The following is a 23,133-nucleotide window of genomic DNA, read 5'->3' as shown; positions in this document are numbered from 1 at the left end:
GGAATACGTTCCACCCTAAATTAAGGTGATACTATTCAATCGAAGGCCAAATGCTAATCACATTGGCCTTTATTTTTGGGTAAAGAAAGAGTAATTAGGAAAGAATCTATTAATACAAGAATGTCGTATAGGACAAACCGCTTACCCATCCAAAGACAAGAACTTGGATGGGTAAGCGGCAGAAAAGAGTTAAGGGTCGTTCACTCTTTCATTTTAGATTATTAACGTTTTTGCTTAGTGGCACTGTCCATCCAAACTGCAAGTAATAAGATTCCGCCCTTAACAATATACTGCCAAAATGTCGGGACATCCATCATACTCATACCGTTATCAAGTGATGCCATAATAAAGGCACCAATGACCGCACCAATGACCGTACCGACACCACCCGCCATGCTAGTACCACCGATAACACAAGCAGCAATCGCATCTAGTTCAGCAATGTTCCCAGCAGATGGCGAACCAGCACCCAACCGAGAACTCAAGATCAGGGCGGCAACCGCAACCAGAAGACCATTCATTGCGTATACAGATAATTTCGTTTTCTCAACGTTGATACCGGATAAACGACTCGCATCAATATTGCCGCCAATCGCATAGATACGACGACCGAACCGAGATTTCGTCGCGATGAAAGTCCCCACAATTAAGAAAAAGGTCAGCATTAATACTGGTGTTGGTACACCTCGGTAATCATTCAATAAGAAGATAATCGTAAGCACTGCAATACCAATTAACGCACTTTTTGTTACCGTAGATTGAGTGCTCGCAACCACTAGGTTGTACTTCTTGCGCATTCCATTGTGCTTTTTTTGCCAAGCAAAATACGCCGATAAACAGCCAATACCAATAACTAAACTAACCATATTCGGCAGATAGCTCTGACCGATAATAGACATGGCATCAGAGGTTGGTGCGACGGTTGTACCATCGGTAATACCAATCAAAATACCTCGGAACGCTAGCATCCCAGCTAAAGTAACGATAAACGAAGGCACTTTTCGGTAAGCAACCCACCAACCATTCCACACACCTAATGCAAATCCGGCAATAAGTGTAATCACAATGGTGACTGGTAACGGCAGTCCAAACCAGACATCTAGAATAGCGGCAACACCGCCCAACAAGCCCATCATGGAGCCAACAGAAAGGTCGATTTCACCACTGATAATCACGAACACCATACCAATGGCAAGGATCCCCGTGATGGCCGTCTGTCTAAAAAGGTTAGATATATTACGTGGGGTCAGATAACTCCATTCCGTCATCACACTAAAGAACAACATAATAAACACGATAGCCGCGATCATGACGATTAACTGTATATTCATGGTCTTAAGTTTCGCTATTACGCTCATATCGTTCTCTTTTTTCAATTCACTAGATTGCTCAATCATGCTGCTACTCCTTCTGATAAAGCACAATCCATAATAATTTCTTGAGTTAAATTTTCGTTGACCAAATCACCCTTGATAACACCTTCATGCATAACAAGAACTCGATCACTTATGCCCAATACTTCAGGCAGTTCAGAAGAAACCATAATGATACTAATACCGCTCTTCACCAGTTTAAACATCAGTTTATAAATCTCATATTTTGCGCCAACATCGATGCCACGGGTAGGTTCATCAAGAATGAGAACGCTCGGATTAACCATCAAAAATCGCGCTAAGATAGCCTTTTGTTGATTACCGCCTGAGAGGTTTTTTATGGCTGAATTGGTATTCGGTGTCTTGACCGTCAGCTTTTTAACCGCCTCTTCAATTGCGATCGCCTCTAAGGTGTCATTTACAATCCCACCGACGCTAAACTGATCGATGGCGGCCAATGATATGTTCTGGCCTACACTCATAATAGGAATGATACCGTTACGTTTTCGATCCTCCGGTACCATTGCAATTCCGGCTTCCAGAGCATCACGACTGGTCGACGTTTTAAGTCGCTCGCCATCGAGAAAGAACTGACCCTCATGCTTACCTAAATAACAACCGTATAGGCATTCCATCAATTCGGTTCGACCCGCGCCGACCAAACCAGAAACACCCAGTATTTCGCCTTTTCTCAAATTGAAGCTGGCATCGCGTACTTTAGGGATGTTGGCATTCGCTTTATCCCACGCTTTCACATTCTTGACCTCGAGAATCACCTCACCAATGTCATGTTCTTCTCTTGGGAATAACTGCTTCATTTCGCGTCCCACCATCATAGTGATGATATCGTCGGTGGTCATATTACTCGCTTCTCGTGTACCGATATGCGTCCCATCACGAATCACACAGATGTGATCTGATATTGCTTTTACTTCACCAAGCTTGTGGGATATGTAGATGCAACTTACACCGGTATCGCGTAAATCTTTAACCAAGTCCAACAAAATTTCAGTTTCAGATTCGGTCAGTGGTGCTGTTGGTTCATCAAGCACAAGTAATTTGGCGTTTTTAGACATGGCCTTAGCAATCTCAACCAACTGTTGCTGCCCTACCCCTAAGTCGCCCACTTTTGTTTCTGGCGAAACAGCCAACTTAACTTTCTCTAGCAAAGTTTCTGCTTCAAAATGCATAAGTTCATAATCCATCACACCATACTTACAAAGCTCAGAACCTAAAAAGAGGTTTTCTAAAATGCTTAGCTCTTTAACCATGGTTAGTTCTTGGTGGATTATTGCGATACCTAAGTCTTCGGTATCTGAAATATTTTTGGGTTCTAATTTTTCGCCTTGATAAATAATTTCGCCTTGGTAATCACCATGAGGGTAGATACCACAAAGCACCTTCATCAATGTCGACTTTCCAGACCCATTCTCACCACACAGCGATAAAATTTGACCCTTTTCTAAGCGAATGCTTACCCCGTCTAACGCCTTAACAGGGCCAAAGCATTTAACGATATCGTGCATCTCTAGTAATGGAGAAGACATACAAATCACTCCTAATGGAAGAGACGCTAAGGTAACCCTTAGCGTCTAAGTCGATTATTGATAAACATCTTTTTCTGCGTGGAAACCATCGGCAATAACGGTTTGCTTAAGGTTATTTGCGTCTACTGCAATAGGGTCTAATAACCATGCATCTACCTCTTTCATTCCATTGTTTAATTTAGAATTCATACGAGGCGCATCGTCATTAGCCAGAACAACCGCGATTTCTGCCGCACGTTGAGCTAACGCGACGATAGGTTTGTAAACTGTCATTGTTTGCGTACCGTTTGCAATACGACGAACGGCTGCTAAATCAGCATCTTGACCAGAAATAAGTACTTTACCTGCAAGGCCCTGTGCATCTAGCGCTTGAATCGCGCCACCCGCTGTTGAGTCATTAGAAGCCACAACTACGTCAATATTATTATCATTTGCTGTTAAAGCGTTTTCCATTATCTTCAACGCGTTCTCAGCTAGCCAGAAGTCAACCCACTGATCACCAACAACCTTGATATCGCCTGAATCAATGCTAGGTTGAAGAATATTCATCTGACCTTTACGGAATAATTTCGCGTTATTATCCGTTGGCGCGCCACCCATTAGGAAATAACGACCCGTTGGTTTAGCCGCTATTAGTGCTTTAGCCTGCATTTCACCTACTTTTTCGTTATCAAATGACAAATAGAAATCAATATCGGCATTACTAATTAGGCGGTCATATGCCAGCACTTTAATACCATCTCGTTTCGCTTCTTTAATAACGTTTGAAAGTACTTCACCATTGGTTGGAATAATGACAAGCACGTCAACACCGCGAGAAATCATATTCTCTATTTGTGAGATCTGAGTTTGCTCATTACCATTTGCGGATTGAACATAAATTTTGGCACCTAGTTTTTCAGCTGTCTCGACAAAAATATCTCTGTCTTTCTGCCAACGCTCCAAACGTAAGTCATCGATAACCATACCGATTTTTACGGATTTTGCGAATACTGGCGCACTTATTGTTATTAACACTGCGCATATAAGGGTTATTATCTTTTTCATTCTACTGTCCTTTGTATCACGTTAGATGTAGGTAAAATCCACAAGTACTGGTGAATTTAACTAGACTTTAGAACAACTCGTTCTGGACTTCTTTTGGCAGATTTCTTTTTGTTTTTATGTTTTTTGGTTTTGTTAATCTATTGTGATCCAGCTTAAAAAAACGGACTTAATATAATATTGAGAAGTGAGTACCACACTTATATTCAATTAAAAATGTAATAAACACGTTAAATTGCACCTATTAATGTCGTATACACGACCTTTTACCGTTATTGATACGGTTTTTTTAACTTTATTATTTTTACGGCTTCGCCTTATATATTTTTACTGCCTTAGGGGTCACACTTCTAAAAATTTGCAATATTCATTATTCGTTTACCTTATTTCATTTTTACACAGCATACGCTAATCCTTATCAAAATAGTGCTAATACTACCTATACAAACCGTTGCATTAAAAAGTATTTCTGATGAAGCTTTCCCCAGTTGTTAACTCAAATTATCTTAATTCAGCATATCAACCCACCATTTATCAACCTAAAATCCTGTCCCTTTATCTATTTATACGCACTTTATAATACTTTACTTATGTGATGAGGTTCGAATTGATAGCGACTGATAGATATTTTCAGTATCTCTATATCAATAGAATATGAACATTCTAAATAAATTTATCGATAAATATGGCCGAGAATTTGAGAGGTAGCCCACACAAAACAAATAGCTGAATTTTACTATCAAATATCATAATTGAATGAATTCAGTAAAAAGCCAATGATTAACTGCGAACATGGTTCACTATTATATTGGAAATAAAAGCTATGACTGAATTCTTTAAAAATGTAAGTACAATTAAATTCGAAGGAAACGAAACATCGAATCCTCTCGCTTTCCGCCATTATGACAAAGATAAGATGATTCTCGGTAAGTCCATGAAAGATCACTTACGCTTTGCCGCATGTTACTGGCATAACTTCTGCTGGCCAGGGTCTGACGTTTTTGGCGCTGGCACATTTGATCGTCCTTGGTTAAAAAGCGGCGACCCGCTAGAAATGGCAAGAATGAAAGCGGATGCCGCGTTTGAATTTTTCTCAAAATTAGATGTGCCGTATTACTGTTTCCACGATACCGACGTTGCACCTGAAGGTAATTCAATCAAGGAGTATGTAAACAATTTCGCGCAGATGGTAGACATACTAGAACAAAAACAGTCTGAGACTGGCCTAAAACTACTATGGGGGACGGCGAACGCCTTCTCTAATCCGCGCTACATGGCAGGTGCAGGTTCAAACCCTGATCCTAAAGTCTTTGCCTATGCTGCAACTCAAATATTCAATGCTATGGCCGCAACCAAGCGACTGGGTGGTGAGAATTATGTCCTTTGGGGTGGTCGCGAAGGCTATGAAACGTTATTAAACACCGACCTTCGTCAAGAACGCAAACAACTCGGTCGCCTAATGCAAATGGTCGTTGAGCACAAACATAAAATTGGCTTTAACGGCACCATTCTAATTGAGCCTAAACCTCAAGAGCCAACGAAACATCAGTATGACTACGATACAGCAACCGTCTACGGTTTCTTAAAGCAGTTTGGTTTAGAGAACGAAGTCAAAATGAACATTGAGGCAAACCACGCAACTTTAGCAGGACATAGCTTCCAGCATGAAGTAGCAACGGCAACCTCTCTTGGACTTTTCGGTTCTATCGATGCAAACCGTGGTGATCCGCAACTAGGTTGGGATACAGATCAATTCCCGAATAGCGTGGAAGAAAACACCTTGATTGTGTATGAAATCCTTAAGGCTGGCGGATTCACAACAGGTGGTTTGAACTTTGATGCTCACGTACGTCGCCCATCAATTGACGGTGAAGACTTGTTCCACGGTCACATTGGTGGCATGGATACGATGGCGCTTTCACTAGAGAAAGCTGCGGCTATGATAGAGAATGATGTTCTGTCCGAAAACATCGCTAAGCGTTATGCCGGTTGGAATGACAACCTAGGTAAGAAGATACTTGCTGGGGATCTATCGCTAGAAGCATTAGCTCAGTTTGCCGTTAATAACGATATTTCTCCAACGAAGGAGTCTGGTCGCCAAGAACACTTAGAAAACGTTGTTAACAGCTATATCTTCAAATAATGACTAAATAGTACTCGCTATTATTTCCTTTTATTCTTCCCTCTTTGGGAAGAATAAGGGTAGTCACACCTCGCCCTACTGATGCGTCAGAATTCGCTCATTTATTCGAATCACTTCAAATAGTTATCACACTCCCTAGACTCGCTCATTATTTCAGCGCATTATTAAAATACCAATGGGGTTTTGCATGGAGTGATTATGGATGACAAGCAGCATGTACTTTGGCAACAACGTATAAACATTGAGCATAAACTAAGGCGAAACGATCATCGTGATCCCTTTCAACGAGACCGAGCAAGAATCTTGCACTCGGCTGCATTTCGTCGTTTACAAGCCAAAACACAAGTACACGGCACTGGCGCCAATGACTTTCATCGTACTCGACTCACTCACTCATTAGAAGCCGCTCAAATTGGTTCTGGAATTCTAGCCCAAATTGAAAATAAACAGCCTGAACTATTACCTATATTGCCCTCTGCAAGTTTAATTGAATCACTCTGTTTGGCCCATGATATCGGTCACCCACCTTTCGGCCACGGTGGTGAAGTTGCACTCAACTATGCAATGAGAGAACACGGAGGGTTTGAAGGCAACGCTCAGACCTTTCGCATCGTCAGCCAACTAGAACCTTATACAAAGTCCCATGGCATGAACCTATCGAGACGAACCCTATTAGGGCTTATGAAATATCCCGTGTTATTAAGTAAAGTTCGTTGTGAAATCCTCCCAGAGGCGGTTTCTCATCAACGTAGGCTAAAAGCGAAAGATTGGAGCCCCGCAAAAGGAATCTATAACTGTGATGAGATCGATTTCGATTGGGTTTTAGAACCATTATCCGCAAGTGATATGACCCTTTTTTCATCTCTGCGTGAACCGATTGTTGCACCTGACAGACACAATAAAACGCGTTTCAAATCATTAGATTGCTCCATTATGGAGATAGCCGATGATATCGCTTATGGTGTGCATGATTTAGAAGATGCCATTGTTCTAGGGATGGTCAATCGCCAACAGTGGCAGGAGTCAGCGGCTAGCCAGTTAGCAGAATGCGGCGACCCGTGGTTTGAAGAAAACATAAACGATATTAGCGACATGCTGTTTTCTGGAGAGCACTATCTACGGAAAGATGCCATTGGCGGCATCGTCAATACGTTACTAACCAGCGCCCAAGTTGAGGCAGTGCCCAACACGCACTTTCATAATGAGTTGCTTAGCCATAACGCCTACCTAGAGCCGCATCTTGCCACCGCACTTGAGGTATTCAAAAGCTTTGTCAGTGAATTCGTTATCCAGATACCTGATGTGCAGATTATTGAGTACAAGGGCCAACAGATTATTATGGATCTATTTGAAGCGTTAAGTGCTGACCCTGAAAGGTTATTACCGGAAGCGACTCGAAAAAAATGGCAACTTGCCGACACTGCAAATGGTTCAGGCATGAGAGTTATTTCTGACTACATCGCTGCAATGACGGACGGATATGCCCAGAAGCTTCATCAACAACTGTTTTCTGCTAATAACTAATTGAGGACTAAGAAGGTGACGAATCATCACAGGTATAGTTTTGCTGATAGACCCCTTCTGGAAGCTGTTGAATATAGAACTCGACCATAGCATTAAAGGCAACGATCAACGGTTCAAAATTGTGCTCTGGTTGTAGAATTTTAAGCGCTTGATATCCAGCTTCGACGGTAGAGAGACTGTTTTTCTTCGGTGCTTTTCTAATTTTATAGTTACCGTTCATGTTTTGCGGCAAGCGTAGACAAGGTAGCGCGTGTAGGTTTTCCGAAAGTTGGTAGATCTTAAATGCCTTTTTCCACGTGCCGTCCAACAGAATAATTCTGATCTTATTGTCCAAGCGCCTATTTTCAGTCAGCTTTGGCGATATTATTTCTGAACGTTCAGAAGGAAAAAGCACAAACGTGCTGACCTGATTTTCCGTTAACAGGTTGTTTAGCTCATTATGTTGTGAAAAGTCTTCTCCGACAAAACAATGGCTATTGACAAGCGACAGGCTCAAAATTTTTGCCGTGCCTTTTGCCCGATTAACTTCAGTAGGGTGTTGAAGGATGATAAGCTCAATATTCGTGTTTATGGTTTTAATCCAAGAACAGATACAAGCCTTTTTCGCTTTACCACATTTTAAGCAATATCGAGACATTGATTGAAATTATCCTACTTTCTTATTTTGGTTACCGTTATAAGTGCTCTATTTCAGTTGCCTTACTTGCAGAATCTCGTCGTATGGCATCACGAATTGATTCAGAACGGGCAGTGGTGGCGGATCCTATCAGGAAACTTCACTCACACCAACACCATACACTTCTCTATGAATATAGCGGCGATGTGGGTGATTGCTTATCTGTTTAAACCCTCCGCTAAAAGTTTACTTGGTGCACTTCTATTTTTATCAACTTCTGTCGGGTTAGGCTTACTTTTTTCGACTTTACACTCTTACGCGGGTCTATCTGGCGTATTACACGGTTTATTCGCCTTTTACGCGCTCTCAGAAGCACTATATGGCCGAAAATCCAGTTGGTTACTCGTTATTGGTTTAATTATAAAGATCGTTCATGAGCAGCTCTACGGCGCGTCAATAAGCACTGCCAAGTTAATCTCAGCGGAGGTTGCCATTGAGGCACATTTGATAGGTGGTGTAACCGGCTTATCTCTAGCTGTTATGCTTTACGTATTGCTTAGGTTTAATACCCATTCAACAACATAACTGATCACGCGAAATGTGTTGGATGCAGCGAACAAGAATGTCTTTAACCGTCGACGCCACCTATCTAAATAGATGGCGTATTTCTGACCGCTACAACCTTATTCTCTTGCTGTTTTTCTCTATCGTAGAAGGTCCAATCCCTTTCACTTGCATCAAATCTTCCGCCGATAGAAATGGTCCATGCTCATCCCGGTAATCAATAATCAGCTGTGCTTTTTTTTCTCCAATTCCGAGTAAAAGTGTAGACAGCTCTTCAATGGTGCCAGTATTGATGTTGACCGTTATTTCGATACCTTCGTATTTATCGGCTGCCACAGGTAATACATGCTCTGTCATTGCTGAATTAACCGATGGTTTAATGTCACGTTCTGATGTAGGAGCAGCAAGTGCCGTATACGAATATAAAGCCGTTAAAGTCCCTAGGATAAAAACAGTAAATGAATTCATAGGATTTCCTTTTGAGGTTAGTTAGGAATCCATATGATTAGAGATGCGGAGTATATTGTCTTTAACTTTGAACTAGAAATAGAACAGGCCGCAAAAGCGGCCTGTTTTTGTATCATTTCAATACATTTAACTACGGTTGAGAATCCACCACGTAGTACTCAATATCAGCCTCTTCACGCAGCGTACTCACAACTGCGGCGAGATCTTGCTGAGAACCAGTGCGAACTAACTGAGCCGCAATCTGAGTATTGAAACTATCGTCTTGGTTTACGTTGACTTGACTTAGTTCAACAATAACAATATTTCGTTCCAAATCAGTCGTTTGAGCGTAAGTCTTATTGCCATCTTCCGGCTTGGTTAATGCAAACACCGTTTGTGCAAGTGGTGAACGACGGTCGATTGTCTCAATGTCACCAAACTCCAGGCCATTTGAACTAACGACAGACTCATCACCTGCTTTCAACGCTTGCATAACCGAATTAGCAACGTCTAACGCTTTTTGTTCACCTTTAACGAGTTCTAACTCTGATTCGACTTGAGCTTTCACTTCATCAAATGGCAACACCGTTTCGTCTCGAGTATCTTCTACACGAACCACAATCACATGCTCTGGTGCGACTTCGATAACTTCTGAATTAAGTCCGTCGTCTTTCACATCAGCACTAAGAATTGCTTGCATTACCGCAGGAGTAAGCAGAATTTCTGGCGCATCGACACGTGAAATAAAATCTGTGGTTTTGATTGGTTGATTGACCACTTGAGCAGAATCGTCTAAAGAATCAGGGTACTCAAACGCAACTTTCTCTAGTTCGGTTTGCATTGCATAGAAACGTTCTACTGCTTCTTGCCCAGCAATTTCGACTTTTATCTCGGCTTCAACATCAGCAAATGGTGTGGCTTCTGCACTTTTCAGAGCATCCAGTTTGATAATATGATAGCCAAATGCCGATTTAACTAACCCTGTTGTGTCACCTACATTTTGTAGAGCAAACGCGGCGGTTTCAAAATCGGGATCCATCACATCTTTTTCTATCCAACCGAGTGAACCACCCTCTTCTGAACTACCAATATCTTCAGATTTGGTTTTGGCTAACTCAACAAAATCAGCACCCGCATTCAGTTCATCAAGAATAGCCTGAGCTTTTGCCTCGTCATCACCTTGAACCAAAATATGGCTAAGTTGACGCTGTTCGATAGTGGAATACTTATCTACGTTGTCTTGATAGTAAGTTTGAGCTTGTTCATCAGTTACTGTCACCTGAGATTGAAGCTCTTGTGCAGACAACTCAATGTAGGCAACTTTGACTTGCTCTGGGCGAGTGTAGTTGCGTGAATTTTCGTTGTAATACGTTTGCAGCTCTTCATCCGTAAACTCAACATCCTTAGCGTATTCTTCGATACTTAATAGAATCGAACGAATATCTCGGGTTTGAGTTAATAATTGGCTCTGAGTAGCGACTTCACTTTCAAGTGAAAACTCGCTGCCTTGTAGGGCAAACAAAACCTGTTGACGCGTTAGGTCTCTGCGCAAGTACTCAGCAAAGCTATCTGCGTCGTAACCAGCACGGCGAAGCGTAGCAGCGTACACCTCTTGATCAAATTGACCGTCATTTTGGAATTCCGGCATATCAATTATCTGCTGGCGAATCTGCTTATCACTAATACGCAAACCTAAAGAGTCGGCATACTGTTCTAAAAGCAACTCATTTACCATGCGATCGAGAATTGATTTACGGAAAGACTGAACGTAAGTTGGGTCAGCTAATAAGCTAGCAAAGTAATCACCCATTTGTGATTGCATACGGTTACGTTCACTTGTGTAGGCTTGTTCAAACGCACCACGACCAATCTCTGTATTATTCACTTTAGCAGCAGCATTGTTGCCACCACCTACGATGTAGCTACCTACACCTGCAAATACAAAAGAAAGGATAATTAGACCAAGAATAATCTTAACCGCGATACTGTTTACGCCTTCGCGTAATCGCTCCATCATAATCTTATTTTACTCCGCAGATTGAGCAGGAAATATTACCTGTGCCCAGTATGAAAATTGAGATGTTCGATGATATCAGAAAAAGAAATGCGCACCAGTGTTGAGATGCGCATATTTAAGAGTCTTGTATAGAAAAGAGTAACGAATCGTTTTTAGTTACAAGCTTCTTTAAGAGCTTTACCTGCTTTAAAAGCGGGTACTTTAGCTTCTGCAATTTGAATCTCTTCACCAGTTTTAGGGTTACGACCAGTGCGAGCAGCACGTGTACGAACGCTAAAAGTACCAAAGCCAACTAGAGCAACTTGCTCATCAGCTTTAAGTGTTTCTGTTACTGCTTCAATTACTGCATCTAATGCACGGCCAGCTGACGCTTTTGAAATATCTGCATTTTCTGCGATTTTTTCTACTAATTGAGTTTTGTTCACTTTTTTGTTCCCCTTAATGCGTTACCAGTTATATTTTTAGTTAGGTAACATTCGTTCCATTTGACTATTTTAAATTTTATCTCTAAGCCTTTAGGAATATAGCTTAGAGTCACAGGTTGTAACGTTAGCCTCCAAAAAAAACGCTGACAAGTATTTTTATACCTTGTCAGCGTAATTCTTTACTTATTTTTGCTACACGTCACTATTTTGAGGACTCAACCGTAAAACCAGAAGGGTCTTTCTCTAATGCAATGGCTAAAACTTCATCAATCCACTGCACTGGCTTAACGACTAGATCGGCAATAACGTTGTCAGGAATCTCTTCTAAATCACGTTCATTGTCTTTCGGGATGAGAACAATTTTAATTCCACCTCGATGAGCAGCAAGAAGTTTTTCCTTTAACCCACCAATTGGAAGCACTTCACCACGCAGTGTAATTTCACCTGTCATCGCCACTTCGGCACGCACTGGGTTACCCGTTAAACTAGAAACGAGCGCAGTACACATTGCGATACCCGCACTTGGACCATCTTTAGGTGTTGCACCTTCTGGTACGTGAACGTGAACGTCACGTTTCTCATAAAAATCTTCGTTGATACCTAACCTACTCGCACGAGAACGCACCACAGTCATCGCGGCTTGTATAGATTCTTGCATTACCTCGCCAAGAGACCCGGTTTGAGTGAGTTTACCCTTACCTGGCATCGCCTCAGTTTCAATAGTAAGTAGATCACCACCGACTGATGTCCATGCAAGACCGGTCACTTGACCAATGCGATTACTTTCGTCTGCTTTGCCATAATCGCAACGCTGCACGCCTAAGTAATCTTTCAGGTTATCTATATCAACAACGACCTGATTTATTGAGCTATCTAGTAAGATATTCTTCACAGCTTTACGGCAAATCTTCGAAATTTCTCTTTCTAAACTACGAACACCAGCCTCGCGAGTGTAAAATCTGATAATACCTACGATCGCAGAATCTTCGATGGTCACTTCGTTGGTTTTGAGCCCATTTCGCTTCATCTGTTTTTCAAGTAGATGACGCTTAGCGATATTCAGTTTTTCGTCTTCGGTGTAGCCAGAAAGACGGATCACTTCCATACGGTCTAACAGCGGCCCAGGTATATCCATCGAATTCGACGTCGCAACAAACATCACGTCTGATAGGTCATAATCTACTTCTAAATAATGATCGTTAAAGGCGTTGTTTTGTTCTGGGTCTAATACTTCCAACAATGCTGATGACGGATCACCACGCATATCTGAAGACATTTTGTCGATTTCATCAAGCAAGAATAATGGGTTCTTAACGCCTACTTTCGACATTTTCTGTATTATCTTACCCGGCAGAGAACCAATGTAGGTTCTGCGATGACCTCGAATCTCCGCCTCATCACGAACCCCACCGAGCGCCATACGTACGTATTTACGACCCGTTGCAGACGCGATAGACTGGCCTAGAGACGTCTTACCAACACCCGGAGGCCCCACAAGACAAAGGATTGGGCCTTTTAACTTGTTGATTCTAGTTTGAACCGCCAAATACTCGAGAATACGTTCTTTTACGCGCTCTAAACCATAATGGTCTTCATTAAGCACTTCTTCAGCTTTAGTCAGATTTCTCTTCACTTTAGATCGTTTTGCCCAAGGAACGCCAACCATCCAATCAATGTAACTTCTGACCACTGTCGCTTCTGCCGACATGGGAGACATCATCTTCAGTTTTTGCAACTCTTGCTCGGTTTTTTCACGAGCTTCGGTTGGCATCTTGGCTTCTTCAATCTTTTTCTTAAGTGTTTCAAATTCATCCGGAGCATCATCCATGTCGCCAAGTTCTTTCTGAATCGCCTTCATTTGCTCATTCAGATAGTACTCGCGCTGTGATTTCTCCATTTGCTTTTTCACGCGGCCACGAATTCGTTTTTCTACCTGAAGCAGGTCGATTTCTGACTCCATTTGACCCATTAGAAATTCTAGACGTTCATTGACATCTATAATTTCTAAAACTTGCTGCTTTTCTGTCAGCTTTAACGGCATGTGTGCGGCAATAGTGTCGGCTAAGCGTGTCGCTTCTTCTATTCCATTTAATGACGTCAGCACTTCTGGTGGAATTTTTTTGTTCAGTTTAATAAAACCTTCAAACTGATTAATTGCACTACGTACTATCACTTCCTGTTCTTTTTCATCAAGTTCAGGTGTCGTTAAATACTCAGCATCCGCAAGAAAGAATTCGTTTTCTCTAAATTGGTGAATTTTAGCTCGCTGCTGTCCTTCAACGAGCACTTTGACTGTGCCGTCAGGTAGTTTAAGCAGCTGAAGAATCGTTGCAACAGTACCGATATCGAATAGATCATCGATAACGGGTTCATCGGTATCCGCTTCTTTTTGTGCTACCAATAATACTTGCTTGTTGTTATCCATTGCTGATTCTAAGCAGCTGATCGACTTTTCACGGCCAACAAACAAAGGAATAACCATATGCGGATATACCACAACATCACGCAACGGTAATACTGGAATCTCGATACGTTCGGAACGCTCCAAGTTCATATTTTTCTCTCTATCCGTTTTTCTTATGAAAAGTATATGGGGTCTAATTGATTGGATTCAACAAGTGATCAAAAAAAAGAGGCATTTTAAAGGCTTCGGGCGATTAAAATGACGTTTTATATAAATAATAGGTAAAAAAAGGGAGATACAACGTATCTCCCTTTTTAAATCTTAATGCAAGTAAATCGTGGTACTTATGACTCAGCACCAGCCGCTTGATTATCTTTTCCGTCATAGATAAGCAAAGGCTCAGATTCACCGTTAATAACCGATTCATCTATTACGACTTTACTTACGTCTGTAGACGATGGCAGCTCATACATTGTCTCAAGCAATACACTTTCAAGAATAGATCGTAGACCACGTGCACCGGTCTTACGTTCCATTGCTTTTTTGGCAATCGCTTTAAGTGCATCTTCACGGAATTCAAGTTCAGTGTTTTCTATCTCAAATAGTGCTGCGTATTGCTTAGTAAGCGCATTCTTAGGCACACACAATATTTGAATCAACGCTTCTTCATCAAGCTCAGTTAGCGTTGTAGTCACTGGTAAACGACCAATAAATTCTGGAATCAAACCGTACTTAACTAGATCTTCGGGTTCCACTTGTTTAAACAATTCACCGACTGTTTTAGTCTCGTCTTTTGAACGAACTTCAGCACCAAAACCAATACCCGAACCCGTTGAAACACGTTGTTCGATTACTTTATCAAGGCCTGAAAACGCACCGCCACAAATAAACAGAATCTTAGAGGTATCTACCTGCAAAAACTCTTGTTGTGGGTGCTTACGGCCCCCTTGAGGTGGAACAGATGCAATTGTACCTTCAACCAGCTTTAAGAGTGCTTGTTGAACGCCTTCACCCGAAACATCTCGTGTAATTGATGGGTTCTCAGCTTTACGAGAAATCTTGTCTATCTCATCGATATAAACGATTCCGCGTTCCGCTTTAGCGACATCATAATCACATTTTTGTAGAAGCTTTTGGATGATATTTTCAACATCTTCACCAACATAACCGGCTTCGGTTAGTGTTGTCGCATCAGCCATAGTAAACGGAACGTCTAGGAAACGAGCAAGCGTCTCTGCTAGCAATGTTTTACCGCTACCTGTTGGGCCAATAAGCAAGATGTTACTTTTACCCAATTCCACACCTTCTGCTGTGGTATCGCCATTACGTAAACGTTTGTAGTGATTATAGACCGCAACTGCTAACACTTTCTTAGCGTAATCTTGACCAATTACATAGTCGTCAAGGTGTTCACGGATATTGCGCGGAGTCGGTAGTGCTTCTGACTCTTTCTTCGGCAGAACATCTTTAATCTCTTCACGAATGATATCGTTACATAAGTCGACACATTCATCACAGACGTAAACCGAAGGACCTGCAATTAGCTTGCGAACTTCGTGCTGGCTCTTACCGCAGAAAGAGCAATACAGTAATTTTCCGCCGCTGCTCTCTTTGCTTTTATCTGTCATTCGCTAACCTCTTAGCCTTTACCTTATAGATTGAGTGTATATCAAATCTCATCGATTTTCTTGTAAAACATAAGTCTACTATTTGTAGGTGCTTAGGTTCTATTCGCCTCGATGATTGAGTACTGCATCCACTAATCCGTATTCAACCGCCTGATCCGCAGACATAAAGTTGTCACGGTCAGTATCATTTTCAACCACTTCAAGGGGTTGACCTGTATGTTCAGCAAGTAACTTATTCAGTTTTTGCTTAATCGTTAAGATTTCTTGTGCGTGAATCTGAATGTCTGATGCTTGACCTTGGAAACCGCCAAGTGGTTGGTGAATCATCACTCGAGAGTTAGGCAAACAGTAACGCTTACCTTGTGCACCACCGGCGAGTAAGAAGGCACCCATAGAGCATGCTTGCCCCATACATACTGTACTGATGTTTGGCTTAATGAATTGCATTGTGTCGTAAATAGACATGCCAGCTGTAACGCTACCGCCTGGCGAATTGATATATAGAAATATATCTTTGTCTGGATTTTCCGACTCAAGGAACAATAGCTGAGCCACAACGAGATTCGCCATATGGTCTTCAACTTGACCCGTAAGGAAAATCACTCTTTCTTTAAGTAGACGAGAATAGATGTCATAAGAACGCTCACCACGGGAAGTTTGCTCAACAACCATTGGAACAAGTGCATCAATAATCGGAGACATTACATTTTTTTCTTGGTAGCTCATTTGATATCCCTAAAAAATTACCGCTTTATATAAATATCTAAATCAATATTAGAGAATAAACAAGAATAAATTAACTATTCTTAAGTGATTGATTGACAATTGTACGTTTTCGCATGTTTTCTGTTACAGAATGATAACAATGCAACTTAGTCACTCGCAAAAATACTTATATAAAATAGTAAAAATATGGTCCGAATGAATGCACAAACGGACCACAATTAATTACTTAGAAGCGAACATCTCACAATATTGCTTCTACCAAACAGACCTAAAATTAAGCTGGTTGCTGTTGGTTCATTAGTTCGTTGAAGCTTGTTTCTTTATCAGAAACCTGAGCTTTAGCGATGATAGCGTCAATTGCTTGCTCTTCTAGAGCAACGTTGCGCATGTTGTTCATCATCTCTTCATTTTGCTCGTAGTAAGAAACAACTTCTGTTGGATCTTCGTAAGCCGTCGCCATCTCAGATATAAGTGCTTTCACTTTTTCATCGTCAGCTTTTAGTTCTTCAGCTTTGATTACTTCACCAAGAAGAAGACCAACCACTACGCGACGCTTGGCTTGTTCTTCGAACAATTCACGAGGAAGTTGCTCAGCGGCTTCTGGGTTACCACCAAAACGCTGTGCAGCTTGCTTACGTAAAACACCAATCTCTTGGTCAACAACAGCAGTAGGAACATCGATGTTGTTTTCTTTTACTAGGCCGTCAATAGCTTGTTCTTTGATTTTGTTTTTGATTGCTTGCTTAAGCTCACGTTCCATATTTTTGCGAACTTCAGCTTTAAGTGCATCAACACCACCTTCAGAAACACCAAACTTAGCAACAAATTCGTCGTTGATTTCAGGCAAGTCCTGAGTTTCAACTTTGTTTACTTTGATTTGGAACTTAGCTTGCTTACCTTTTAGGTTTTCAGCGTGGTAGTCTTCTGGGAAAGCAACGTCAATTTCAAACTCAGTACCTTTGACTTTACCCATAATTCCATCTTCGAAACCTGGAATCATACGACCCTGGCCCATTTCTAGAGGGAAGTTATCCGCTTTTCCGCCTTCAAACTCTTCACCGTCGATAGAACCAATGAAATCGATAGTCGCTCGAGAACCTTCCTCAGCAGCGGTATCAACTTCTGTCCACGAAGCTTGTTGCTTACGTAGCGTTTCAATCATTTCATCAACATCAGAGTCGTTAACGTCCACTGTTGGTTTTTCAACAACAATGTTCTCTAGGCCCTTAAGTGCTACTTCAGGGTAGACTTCGAAAGTCGCAGTAAATACCAGATCTTTTCCTGCTTCATTTTCAACAGGAGCAAAAGTAGGTGCGCCCGCTGGGTTGATTTTCTCTTTTACGATAGCTTCGATGAAATGGCGTTGCATAACTTCACCCATAGCATCTTGACGTACAGCTTTACCGTACATTTTTGCAACCATCTTCATAGGCACTTTGCCTTTACGAAAACCATCGAAACGACGATTTTTCGCGATGTTGCGAAGTTCCGCTGTTACTGCATCTTCGATGTTTGCAGCAGGAACAGTAATATTTAGACGGCGTTCTAGGCCTTCAAGAGTTTCAACAGTAGCTTGCATTATATATAAACCTCAAAACTAACTCAGATTACTGAGTATTTTAGCCACCAACCGTCTTTAGGTTATGACCATATCCGTGTGTCGTACTTCATTGAAGTACAGATTTAAATCGAGAATTGATGCAAAACACACTCGTAAGCATTCACTCACGAAAGAGATGCATCGGACTAATTAGCGATATCTTTTCTCACACTCTGACGATACAAAGTAACGAGCAAGGTATCTCCGATTAGTCTCAGAACCAAAATTTTAGACGCGACATTCTAGCGATATGACGAATAGCTGTCGAGAGAAGTTCTGAATTCTCACTAGAAGTTGACGACAAATCGGCAAATTTATTACTTATTTTACCATGTCGCATCAGAAATGGGGACAATAACTGTTTTTTCAATAGAGAGAGATGATTTTTTTCCTAAAATGACTAAAAAGAGATCTTTGTCTTGTTTTAACCCCTTAAATTGGTAAGTTTTCTGGGACCCTTTAACCTAGAACTAATTGTTCATTAGGTAAACTTAGATGGTTAAACTAAGACGTATATCCTCAATTATTATTATTTTGTATTTACTTACCATCTTAATTGGGGGCAAGGCGTATTGGCATACCGCTTACGAAGACCAAAACGAAGAAAATCTGGTCCAATTAAATCGCTTTACGAGTCAACTGTCTAGTCAGCTCGACAAATACGCCTATATTCCTCAGTTATTATCAAAAGATAGTGAGTTGATCGATGCATTAACCAGCCCTCAAAACGGGGCGCAGATAGATATTACCAACAGATACCTACAAAATGTGAATGCGATTATTGGTGCATCTGATACCTACCTTTTAGATAAGGATGGTACAACTATCGCCTCAAACAATTGGCATACAGACAAATCTTTCGTCGGTAGAAACTTTGCTTTTCGCCCCTATTTCCAACAGGCAATCAACGGTCAGAGAGGGCAATATTTTGCTCTTGGCTCCACATCAGGAAAACGGGGTTTCTATTATTCATATCCTATTGTTTTCGCGGCAGAACGACTAGGTGTTGTCGTAGTAAAAACAGATCTCAACGATATAGAAGAAAATTGGTCCAGCGACAACAGTTACTTTATCGCGACCGACCCCAACGGCGTCATATTTATGTCGAGCAATGAAAAATGGCTCTATCGAAGCTTGTTTTCTATCTCTGACACTCTGAAAACCGAGATTGCAGATGGTCGTCGCTACCTTGATAAACAAATAGAAAGTCTTGGGTTCTCTACAGACCATCCAACGCAAATAGGTGAAATTAGAAAAAACACATCGGTCTTTTTTAGTCATCAATACCTTAGTGCCAAACAACCCCTAAATTCCCAAGAATTGGAAATCAGAGTACTGGCACCAACCCTTCTTCTTTTTTGGCAACTATTCGATTTTTTCATGATAACCACGTTAGTTTATGCGCTGGTTTTTGTGATCTGGCTTCTGATTCGAAATCGTCAAATTAAGCAGCGTCAAATTGCCCAAATAGAAATGGAAGCAAAACAAAAATTAGAGTTTCAGGTAATGGAGCGTACTGCGGAACTTCAAATGGAAATTGACGAAAGAGAAAAGACCGAAGTTATGTTGATGCAAACACAGGAAGAGCTCATTCAGGCTGCTAAGCTAGCCGTTTTAGGTCAAATGTCTGCCAGCATCAGTCATGAACTGAATAACCCCTTAGCCGCCATCAGGAGCTTCGCGGAAAACGGCAAGCGTTTTTTAGATAGAGGCCAACCAGAAAGAACAACGGATAACCTCACCCGGATTTCCGCACTGACAGATAGAATGGCGAATATTAGCCAGCAGTTAAAATCTTTCGCACGAAAAACATCCAGCGATGAACTTGTTGTGGCTCAAATATATCCCATTATCGTCTCTTCTATGGAGCTGGTAAAACCACAATATAAAGCGCATCAAATCCAGCTAGCCACTCATATCAAAAACGACAAACTGGTTGGTAAAGTTAATTTGATCCATCTAGAGCAAGTGTTGATTAACTTAATGACCAACGCCATGGATGAGTTAACCAACGCAGAAACAAGGAGGGTAGAAATAACACTTTGCGAAACAGAAACAGACATACTCATCCATATTGATGATTCAGGCCGAGGGCTAAAAACTAAAGACCAACAACATCTTTTCGAACCTTTCTACACAACGAAGAAAAATGGATTAGGCTTAGGTTTGTCTATCTCTTTGCAAATCATGCAGACTATGGGCGGTGATCTCTGTTCCGGTGTAGCAGAGCTAGGAGGCGCAAGGTTCACAATTACTTTAAAAAAGTCAATATTGAAGAATAAGCAGAGTTTGCTGTAAATAAGGACATAACCATGTACGACGTATTTTTCATTGATGATGAACCCGATATGAGACTTGCTCATGAGCAAAGCTTTGAACTGGAGGATATTTCTGCTCAGTTTTTTCCCGATGCTGAGTCAGCGTTAATCGCGGCCAAAAACGATGGTTTACCTTATGTCGTGGTTACCGATATCTGTTTGCCAGGTATCTCGGGGCAAGCGCTACTAAACAGTTTTAAAAGCCAAGACGCTGACTTACCCGTAATTTTAATCACGGGTCATGGTGATATATCGATGGCCGTACAGTCTATGCATGACGGCGCTTATGATTTTATTGAGAAGCCTTTTTCAAACGATAGACTGATAGACACGGTTAAAAGAGCCATCGATAAGCGCCAACTTACGGAAGAGAACAAACAGCTAAAACAAGCGTTAAAAGCGAATAAAACGTTAGGACCTCGTATTATTGGTGAAGCCGACAGTGTCCAAAGCCTTAGGAAGACCATCACCCATGTGGCAGATACCAATGCAGACATATTGTTGTTTGGAGAAACCGGTACGGGTAAAGAGTTAGTCGCTCGTTCTTTGCATGAACAGAGCAGCCGCAGGAAAAACAACTTTGTTGCGGTAAACTGTGGAGCGGTGCCAGAAAACCTGATCGAGAGCGAGCTCTACGGACACGAAAAGGGGGCGTTTACCGGCGCAGAAAGCAAGCGTATCGGTAAGTTTGAGTTTGCCCAAGGTGGCACACTGTTTTTAGATGAAATCGAATCCATGCCTATGCAGGCTCAGATAAAGTTACTTAGAGTCCTTCAAGAAAGAAACATTGAACGTGTCGGTTCTAATCAGATGATACCTCTCGATATTCGAGTGGTTGCCGCAACAAAAGTCGCTCTAAAACAAGCGGCTATCGAAGGGACATTTAGACAAGATCTTTACTATCGCCTAAACGTCGTTACTTTGGACTTACCCCCTCTTAGAGAAAGAAAGGAAGACATTCCTGCCCTATTCCACCACTTTTTATTGGTCGCGGCGGCTCGCTATAAAAAAGCGGCGACCACTCTGCCTCAAACAGAGCTTCAAACGTTGATATCTCATCGTTGGCCGGGCAATGTAAGAGAGCTTCGAAACGCAGCAGAGCGATTTGTTTTACTCGGTAAATTAGTACAACTTGATCAGGATTCAGACAATGCACCCACCGCGTCGAGTCTTGCTGAACAGGTTTCTGAGTTTGAACGTTCCGCCATAGAGCATGCACTGATTGAATCGGGAGGCAGTATCAAAGATACCATGGAAATTCTAAACCTCGCCCGCAAGACACTGTATGACAAAATGCAGCGCTATGAGTTGGACAAAGATAACTATAAGTTAAATTAAAAAAATGCAGCGCCAGAGCGCTGCATTTTTATTCTATAGAACGAAATTAACACATGACTATTTAATAATAATCTCAGGTCCCATCAAGGACGTCGGTAACCACGTTGATACCCATGGTACGTACGTTACGATGATCAAGAACAAAAACATTACGCCGACCCATGGTAGCGCAGCCTTCACAACGCTCAACATCGACATCTTCGCCACCCCCGCGGTGACAAAGAGATTGAGACCAACAGGCGGCGTTATCATCCCTATTTCCATATTCACCACCATAATGATACCAAGATGAATAGGATCAATACCTAATGCGATAGCTATTGGGAAAACTAAAGGTGCCACGATAATCAACAACCCTGATGGCTCCATAAACTGACCACCAATCAGTAACAGAACATTGACCACAATTAAGAAGGTGATCGGCCCCAGACCCGCCGATAACATGGATTCTGTAATCATTTGCGGAATGCGCTCTTCAGTCAACACATGCTTTAATATCAGTGCATTAGCAATGATAAACAACAACATAATGGTTAACTTACCCGCATCATATAACGTTGCGTGTGTATCTTTGTGTACAAAAGCTTGGAATATTTTGATGAACCAAGGTTTCTTATTCTCCTTGTCCGCAAAAGGCCCCATATCTTTGTAGATAAAATTAGCGATTAAGAATGCGTATACCGCCGCGACAGCCGCCGCTTCGGTAGGCGTAAATATACCGCCATAGATACCACCTAAAATGATGACAATAAGCAATAAACCCCAACTTGCATCTTTGGCCGCTTTAAATGCTTCAGACCAACCAACAAACGGTTGCTTAGGTAAATTTTTAACACGAGCTGTAATATAAATGGCAATGATAAGCATCAAACCAGCAAGCAAACCAGGCACTACGCCCGCTAAAAACATACGACCTACAGAGACATCCGTTGCTGCTGCATATACTACCATCACGATTGAAGGCGGAATTAGGATACCTAGCGTCCCTGCATTACAGATAACACCTGCCGCGAACTCCTTACTGTATCCATTTTTTACCATACCAGCGATGACGATACTCCCAATGGCGACCACCGTAGCGGGAGATGACCCAGACAGCGCCGCAAACATCATGCAGGCCACAACAGATGCGATGGCAAGACCACCACGGAACCAACCTACCATCGCAATAGCAAATCGAATAATTCGACGCGCGACGCCACCGGTAGACATGAAACTCGACGCAAGAATAAAGAATGGAATAGCTAAAAGGGTGTAATGTCCTGCAAAAGCGTTAAACAATGTTTGAGCAACCGACGCAAGAGAAGCATCTGAATGAATCATCAAGAAAAACATGCTCGCTAAACCAAGAGAAATAGCGATTGGAACGCCAACAAGCATGAAAGCGATAACCATTATAAATAGAAATAAAATTGCCAT

At 41.7% G+C, this 23,133-nt stretch carries 17 protein-coding genes; 5 read left to right on the top strand and 12 right to left on the bottom strand.

Annotated features, from left to right (window positions below; translation table 11 throughout):
* Window positions 1–221: 221 nt before the first annotated feature.
* The 3 genes from IUZ65_RS04570 to xylF are packed head-to-tail and all read right to left on the bottom strand — an operon-like array spanning window position 222 to window position 3,967.
* Window positions 222–1,358, bottom strand: coding sequence for a sugar ABC transporter permease (locus IUZ65_RS04570; RefSeq protein WP_443083732.1), 1,137 nt, complete (start codon window positions 1,356–1,358; stop codon window positions 222–224).
* Window positions 1,359–1,393: 35 nt separating this feature from the next.
* Window positions 1,394–2,920, bottom strand: coding sequence for a xylose ABC transporter ATP-binding protein (locus IUZ65_RS04565; protein WP_195702616.1), 1,527 nt, complete (start codon window positions 2,918–2,920; stop codon window positions 1,394–1,396).
* A gap of 54 nt (window positions 2,921–2,974) precedes the next feature.
* Window positions 2,975–3,967, bottom strand: a complete 993-nt coding sequence (gene xylF, locus IUZ65_RS04560) for a D-xylose ABC transporter substrate-binding protein (RefSeq protein WP_195702615.1) — start codon at window positions 3,965–3,967, stop codon at window positions 2,975–2,977.
* A gap of 820 nt (window positions 3,968–4,787) precedes the next feature.
* Here xylF and xylA point away from each other — a divergent pair.
* Together xylA and IUZ65_RS04550 are read left to right on the top strand one after the other, a co-directional pair.
* The gene (gene xylA, locus IUZ65_RS04555; RefSeq protein WP_195702614.1) at window positions 4,788–6,107 is read left to right on the top strand and encodes a xylose isomerase; all 1,320 of its coding nucleotides are present in this window, start codon (window positions 4,788–4,790) and stop codon (window positions 6,105–6,107) included.
* Window positions 6,108–6,305: 198 nt separating this feature from the next.
* Complete coding sequence (locus IUZ65_RS04550; protein ID WP_195702613.1) at window positions 6,306–7,631, top strand: anti-phage deoxyguanosine triphosphatase; 1,326 nt, start codon at window positions 6,306–6,308, stop codon at window positions 7,629–7,631.
* A gap of 7 nt (window positions 7,632–7,638) precedes the next feature.
* On the opposite strand, the gene IUZ65_RS04545 is transcribed toward IUZ65_RS04550, so the two are convergent.
* Window positions 7,639–8,268 (bottom strand): tRNA-uridine aminocarboxypropyltransferase, encoded by a 630-nt coding sequence (locus IUZ65_RS04545; RefSeq protein WP_195702612.1) that lies wholly within the window; start codon window positions 8,266–8,268, stop codon window positions 7,639–7,641.
* A 3-nt stretch (window positions 8,269–8,271) separates the two neighbouring features.
* Between IUZ65_RS04545 and rrtA the strand changes: the two genes are divergently transcribed.
* Complete coding sequence (gene rrtA, locus IUZ65_RS04540) at window positions 8,272–8,832, top strand: rhombosortase (protein ID WP_195702611.1); 561 nt, start codon at window positions 8,272–8,274, stop codon at window positions 8,830–8,832.
* Between the two features lie 90 nt (window positions 8,833–8,922).
* Here rrtA and IUZ65_RS04535 read toward each other — a convergent pair whose 3' ends face one another.
* From IUZ65_RS04535 to tig, 7 genes are all read right to left on the bottom strand, one after another.
* Window positions 8,923–9,168: a ComEA family DNA-binding protein gene (locus tag IUZ65_RS04535; protein WP_195704992.1), complete on the bottom strand. Its 246-nt coding sequence runs from the start codon at window positions 9,166–9,168 to the stop codon at window positions 8,923–8,925.
* A 241-nt stretch (window positions 9,169–9,409) separates the two neighbouring features.
* Entirely contained in the window at window positions 9,410–11,275 is a 1,866-nt protein-coding gene (gene ppiD / locus IUZ65_RS04530) for a peptidylprolyl isomerase (protein WP_195702610.1), read from the bottom strand.
* A gap of 152 nt (window positions 11,276–11,427) precedes the next feature.
* Window positions 11,428–11,700, bottom strand: a complete 273-nt coding sequence (locus IUZ65_RS04525; RefSeq protein WP_195702609.1) for an HU family DNA-binding protein — start codon at window positions 11,698–11,700, stop codon at window positions 11,428–11,430.
* 202 nt (window positions 11,701–11,902) lie between these two features.
* Window positions 11,903–14,254, bottom strand: a complete 2,352-nt coding sequence (lon, locus tag IUZ65_RS04520) for an endopeptidase La (RefSeq protein WP_195702608.1) — start codon at window positions 14,252–14,254, stop codon at window positions 11,903–11,905.
* 194 nt (window positions 14,255–14,448) lie between these two features.
* The gene (gene clpX, locus IUZ65_RS04515; RefSeq protein ID WP_195702607.1) at window positions 14,449–15,732 is read right to left on the bottom strand and encodes an ATP-dependent protease ATP-binding subunit ClpX; all 1,284 of its coding nucleotides are present in this window, start codon (window positions 15,730–15,732) and stop codon (window positions 14,449–14,451) included.
* Window positions 15,733–15,831: 99 nt separating this feature from the next.
* Window positions 15,832–16,458, bottom strand: a complete 627-nt coding sequence (gene clpP / locus IUZ65_RS04510; RefSeq protein ID WP_195702606.1) for an ATP-dependent Clp endopeptidase proteolytic subunit ClpP — start codon at window positions 16,456–16,458, stop codon at window positions 15,832–15,834.
* Between the two features lie 274 nt (window positions 16,459–16,732).
* Window positions 16,733–18,037 carry a trigger factor gene (gene tig, locus IUZ65_RS04505; protein ID WP_195702605.1) on the bottom strand — a complete coding sequence of 435 codons (1,305 nt, stop codon included), beginning with the start codon at window positions 18,035–18,037 and terminating at the stop codon, window positions 16,733–16,735.
* A gap of 516 nt (window positions 18,038–18,553) precedes the next feature.
* Here tig and IUZ65_RS04500 point away from each other — a divergent pair.
* Complete coding sequence (locus IUZ65_RS04500) at window positions 18,554–20,356, top strand: sensor histidine kinase (RefSeq protein ID WP_195702604.1); 1,803 nt, start codon at window positions 18,554–18,556, stop codon at window positions 20,354–20,356.
* A 14-nt stretch (window positions 20,357–20,370) separates the two neighbouring features.
* Window positions 20,371–21,714, top strand: a complete 1,344-nt coding sequence (locus IUZ65_RS04495) for a sigma-54-dependent transcriptional regulator (RefSeq protein WP_195702603.1) — start codon at window positions 20,371–20,373, stop codon at window positions 21,712–21,714.
* A 57-nt stretch (window positions 21,715–21,771) separates the two neighbouring features.
* Here IUZ65_RS04495 and IUZ65_RS04490 read toward each other — a convergent pair whose 3' ends face one another.
* Entirely contained in the window at window positions 21,772–23,133 is a 1,362-nt protein-coding gene (locus IUZ65_RS04490) for a TRAP transporter large permease (RefSeq protein ID WP_195702602.1), read from the bottom strand.

The organism is Vibrio sp. VB16 (assembly GCF_015594925.2).
Classification (GTDB): Bacteria; Pseudomonadota; Gammaproteobacteria; order Enterobacterales; family Vibrionaceae; genus Vibrio.
Note: the sequence above shows the minus strand (reverse complement) of the source record. Positions and strands in the feature narration are given on the sequence as shown.

What these genes read in the sequence shown, in the direction of transcription:
- IUZ65_RS04570 (WP_443083732.1), bottom strand. Translation starts at nt 1,358, where the DNA reads ATGAGCGTAATAGCGAAACTTAAGACCATGAATATACAGTTAATCGTC.
- IUZ65_RS04565 (WP_195702616.1), bottom strand. Translation starts at nt 2,920, where the DNA reads ATGTCTTCTCCATTACTAGAGATGCACGATATCGTTAAATGCTTTGGC.
- xylF (WP_195702615.1), bottom strand. Translation starts at nt 3,967, where the DNA reads ATGAAAAAGATAATAACCCTTATATGCGCAGTGTTAATAACAATAAGT.
- xylA (WP_195702614.1), top strand. Translation starts at nt 4,788, where the DNA reads ATGACTGAATTCTTTAAAAATGTAAGTACAATTAAATTCGAAGGAAAC.
- IUZ65_RS04550 (WP_195702613.1), top strand. Translation starts at nt 6,306, where the DNA reads ATGGATGACAAGCAGCATGTACTTTGGCAACAACGTATAAACATTGAG.
- IUZ65_RS04545 (WP_195702612.1), bottom strand. Translation starts at nt 8,268, where the DNA reads ATGTCTCGATATTGCTTAAAATGTGGTAAAGCGAAAAAGGCTTGTATC.
- IUZ65_RS04535 (WP_195704992.1), bottom strand. Translation starts at nt 9,168, where the DNA reads ATGACAGAGCATGTATTACCTGTGGCAGCCGATAAATACGAAGGTATC.
- ppiD (WP_195702610.1), bottom strand. Translation starts at nt 11,275, where the DNA reads ATGATGGAGCGATTACGCGAAGGCGTAAACAGTATCGCGGTTAAGATT.
- lon (WP_195702608.1), bottom strand. Translation starts at nt 14,254, where the DNA reads ATGAACTTGGAGCGTTCCGAACGTATCGAGATTCCAGTATTACCGTTG.
- clpX (WP_195702607.1), bottom strand. Translation starts at nt 15,732, where the DNA reads ATGACAGATAAAAGCAAAGAGAGCAGCGGCGGAAAATTACTGTATTGC.
- clpP (WP_195702606.1), bottom strand. Translation starts at nt 16,458, where the DNA reads ATGAGCTACCAAGAAAAAAATGTAATGTCTCCGATTATTGATGCACTT.
- tig (WP_195702605.1), bottom strand. Translation starts at nt 18,037, where the DNA reads ATGCAAGCTACTGTTGAAACTCTTGAAGGCCTAGAACGCCGTCTAAAT.
- IUZ65_RS04500 (WP_195702604.1), top strand. Translation starts at nt 18,554, where the DNA reads ATGGTTAAACTAAGACGTATATCCTCAATTATTATTATTTTGTATTTA.
- IUZ65_RS04495 (WP_195702603.1), top strand. Translation starts at nt 20,371, where the DNA reads ATGTACGACGTATTTTTCATTGATGATGAACCCGATATGAGACTTGCT.
- IUZ65_RS04490 (WP_195702602.1), bottom strand. Translation starts at nt 23,133, where the DNA reads ATGGCAATTTTATTTCTATTTATAATGGTTATCGCTTTCATGCTTGTT.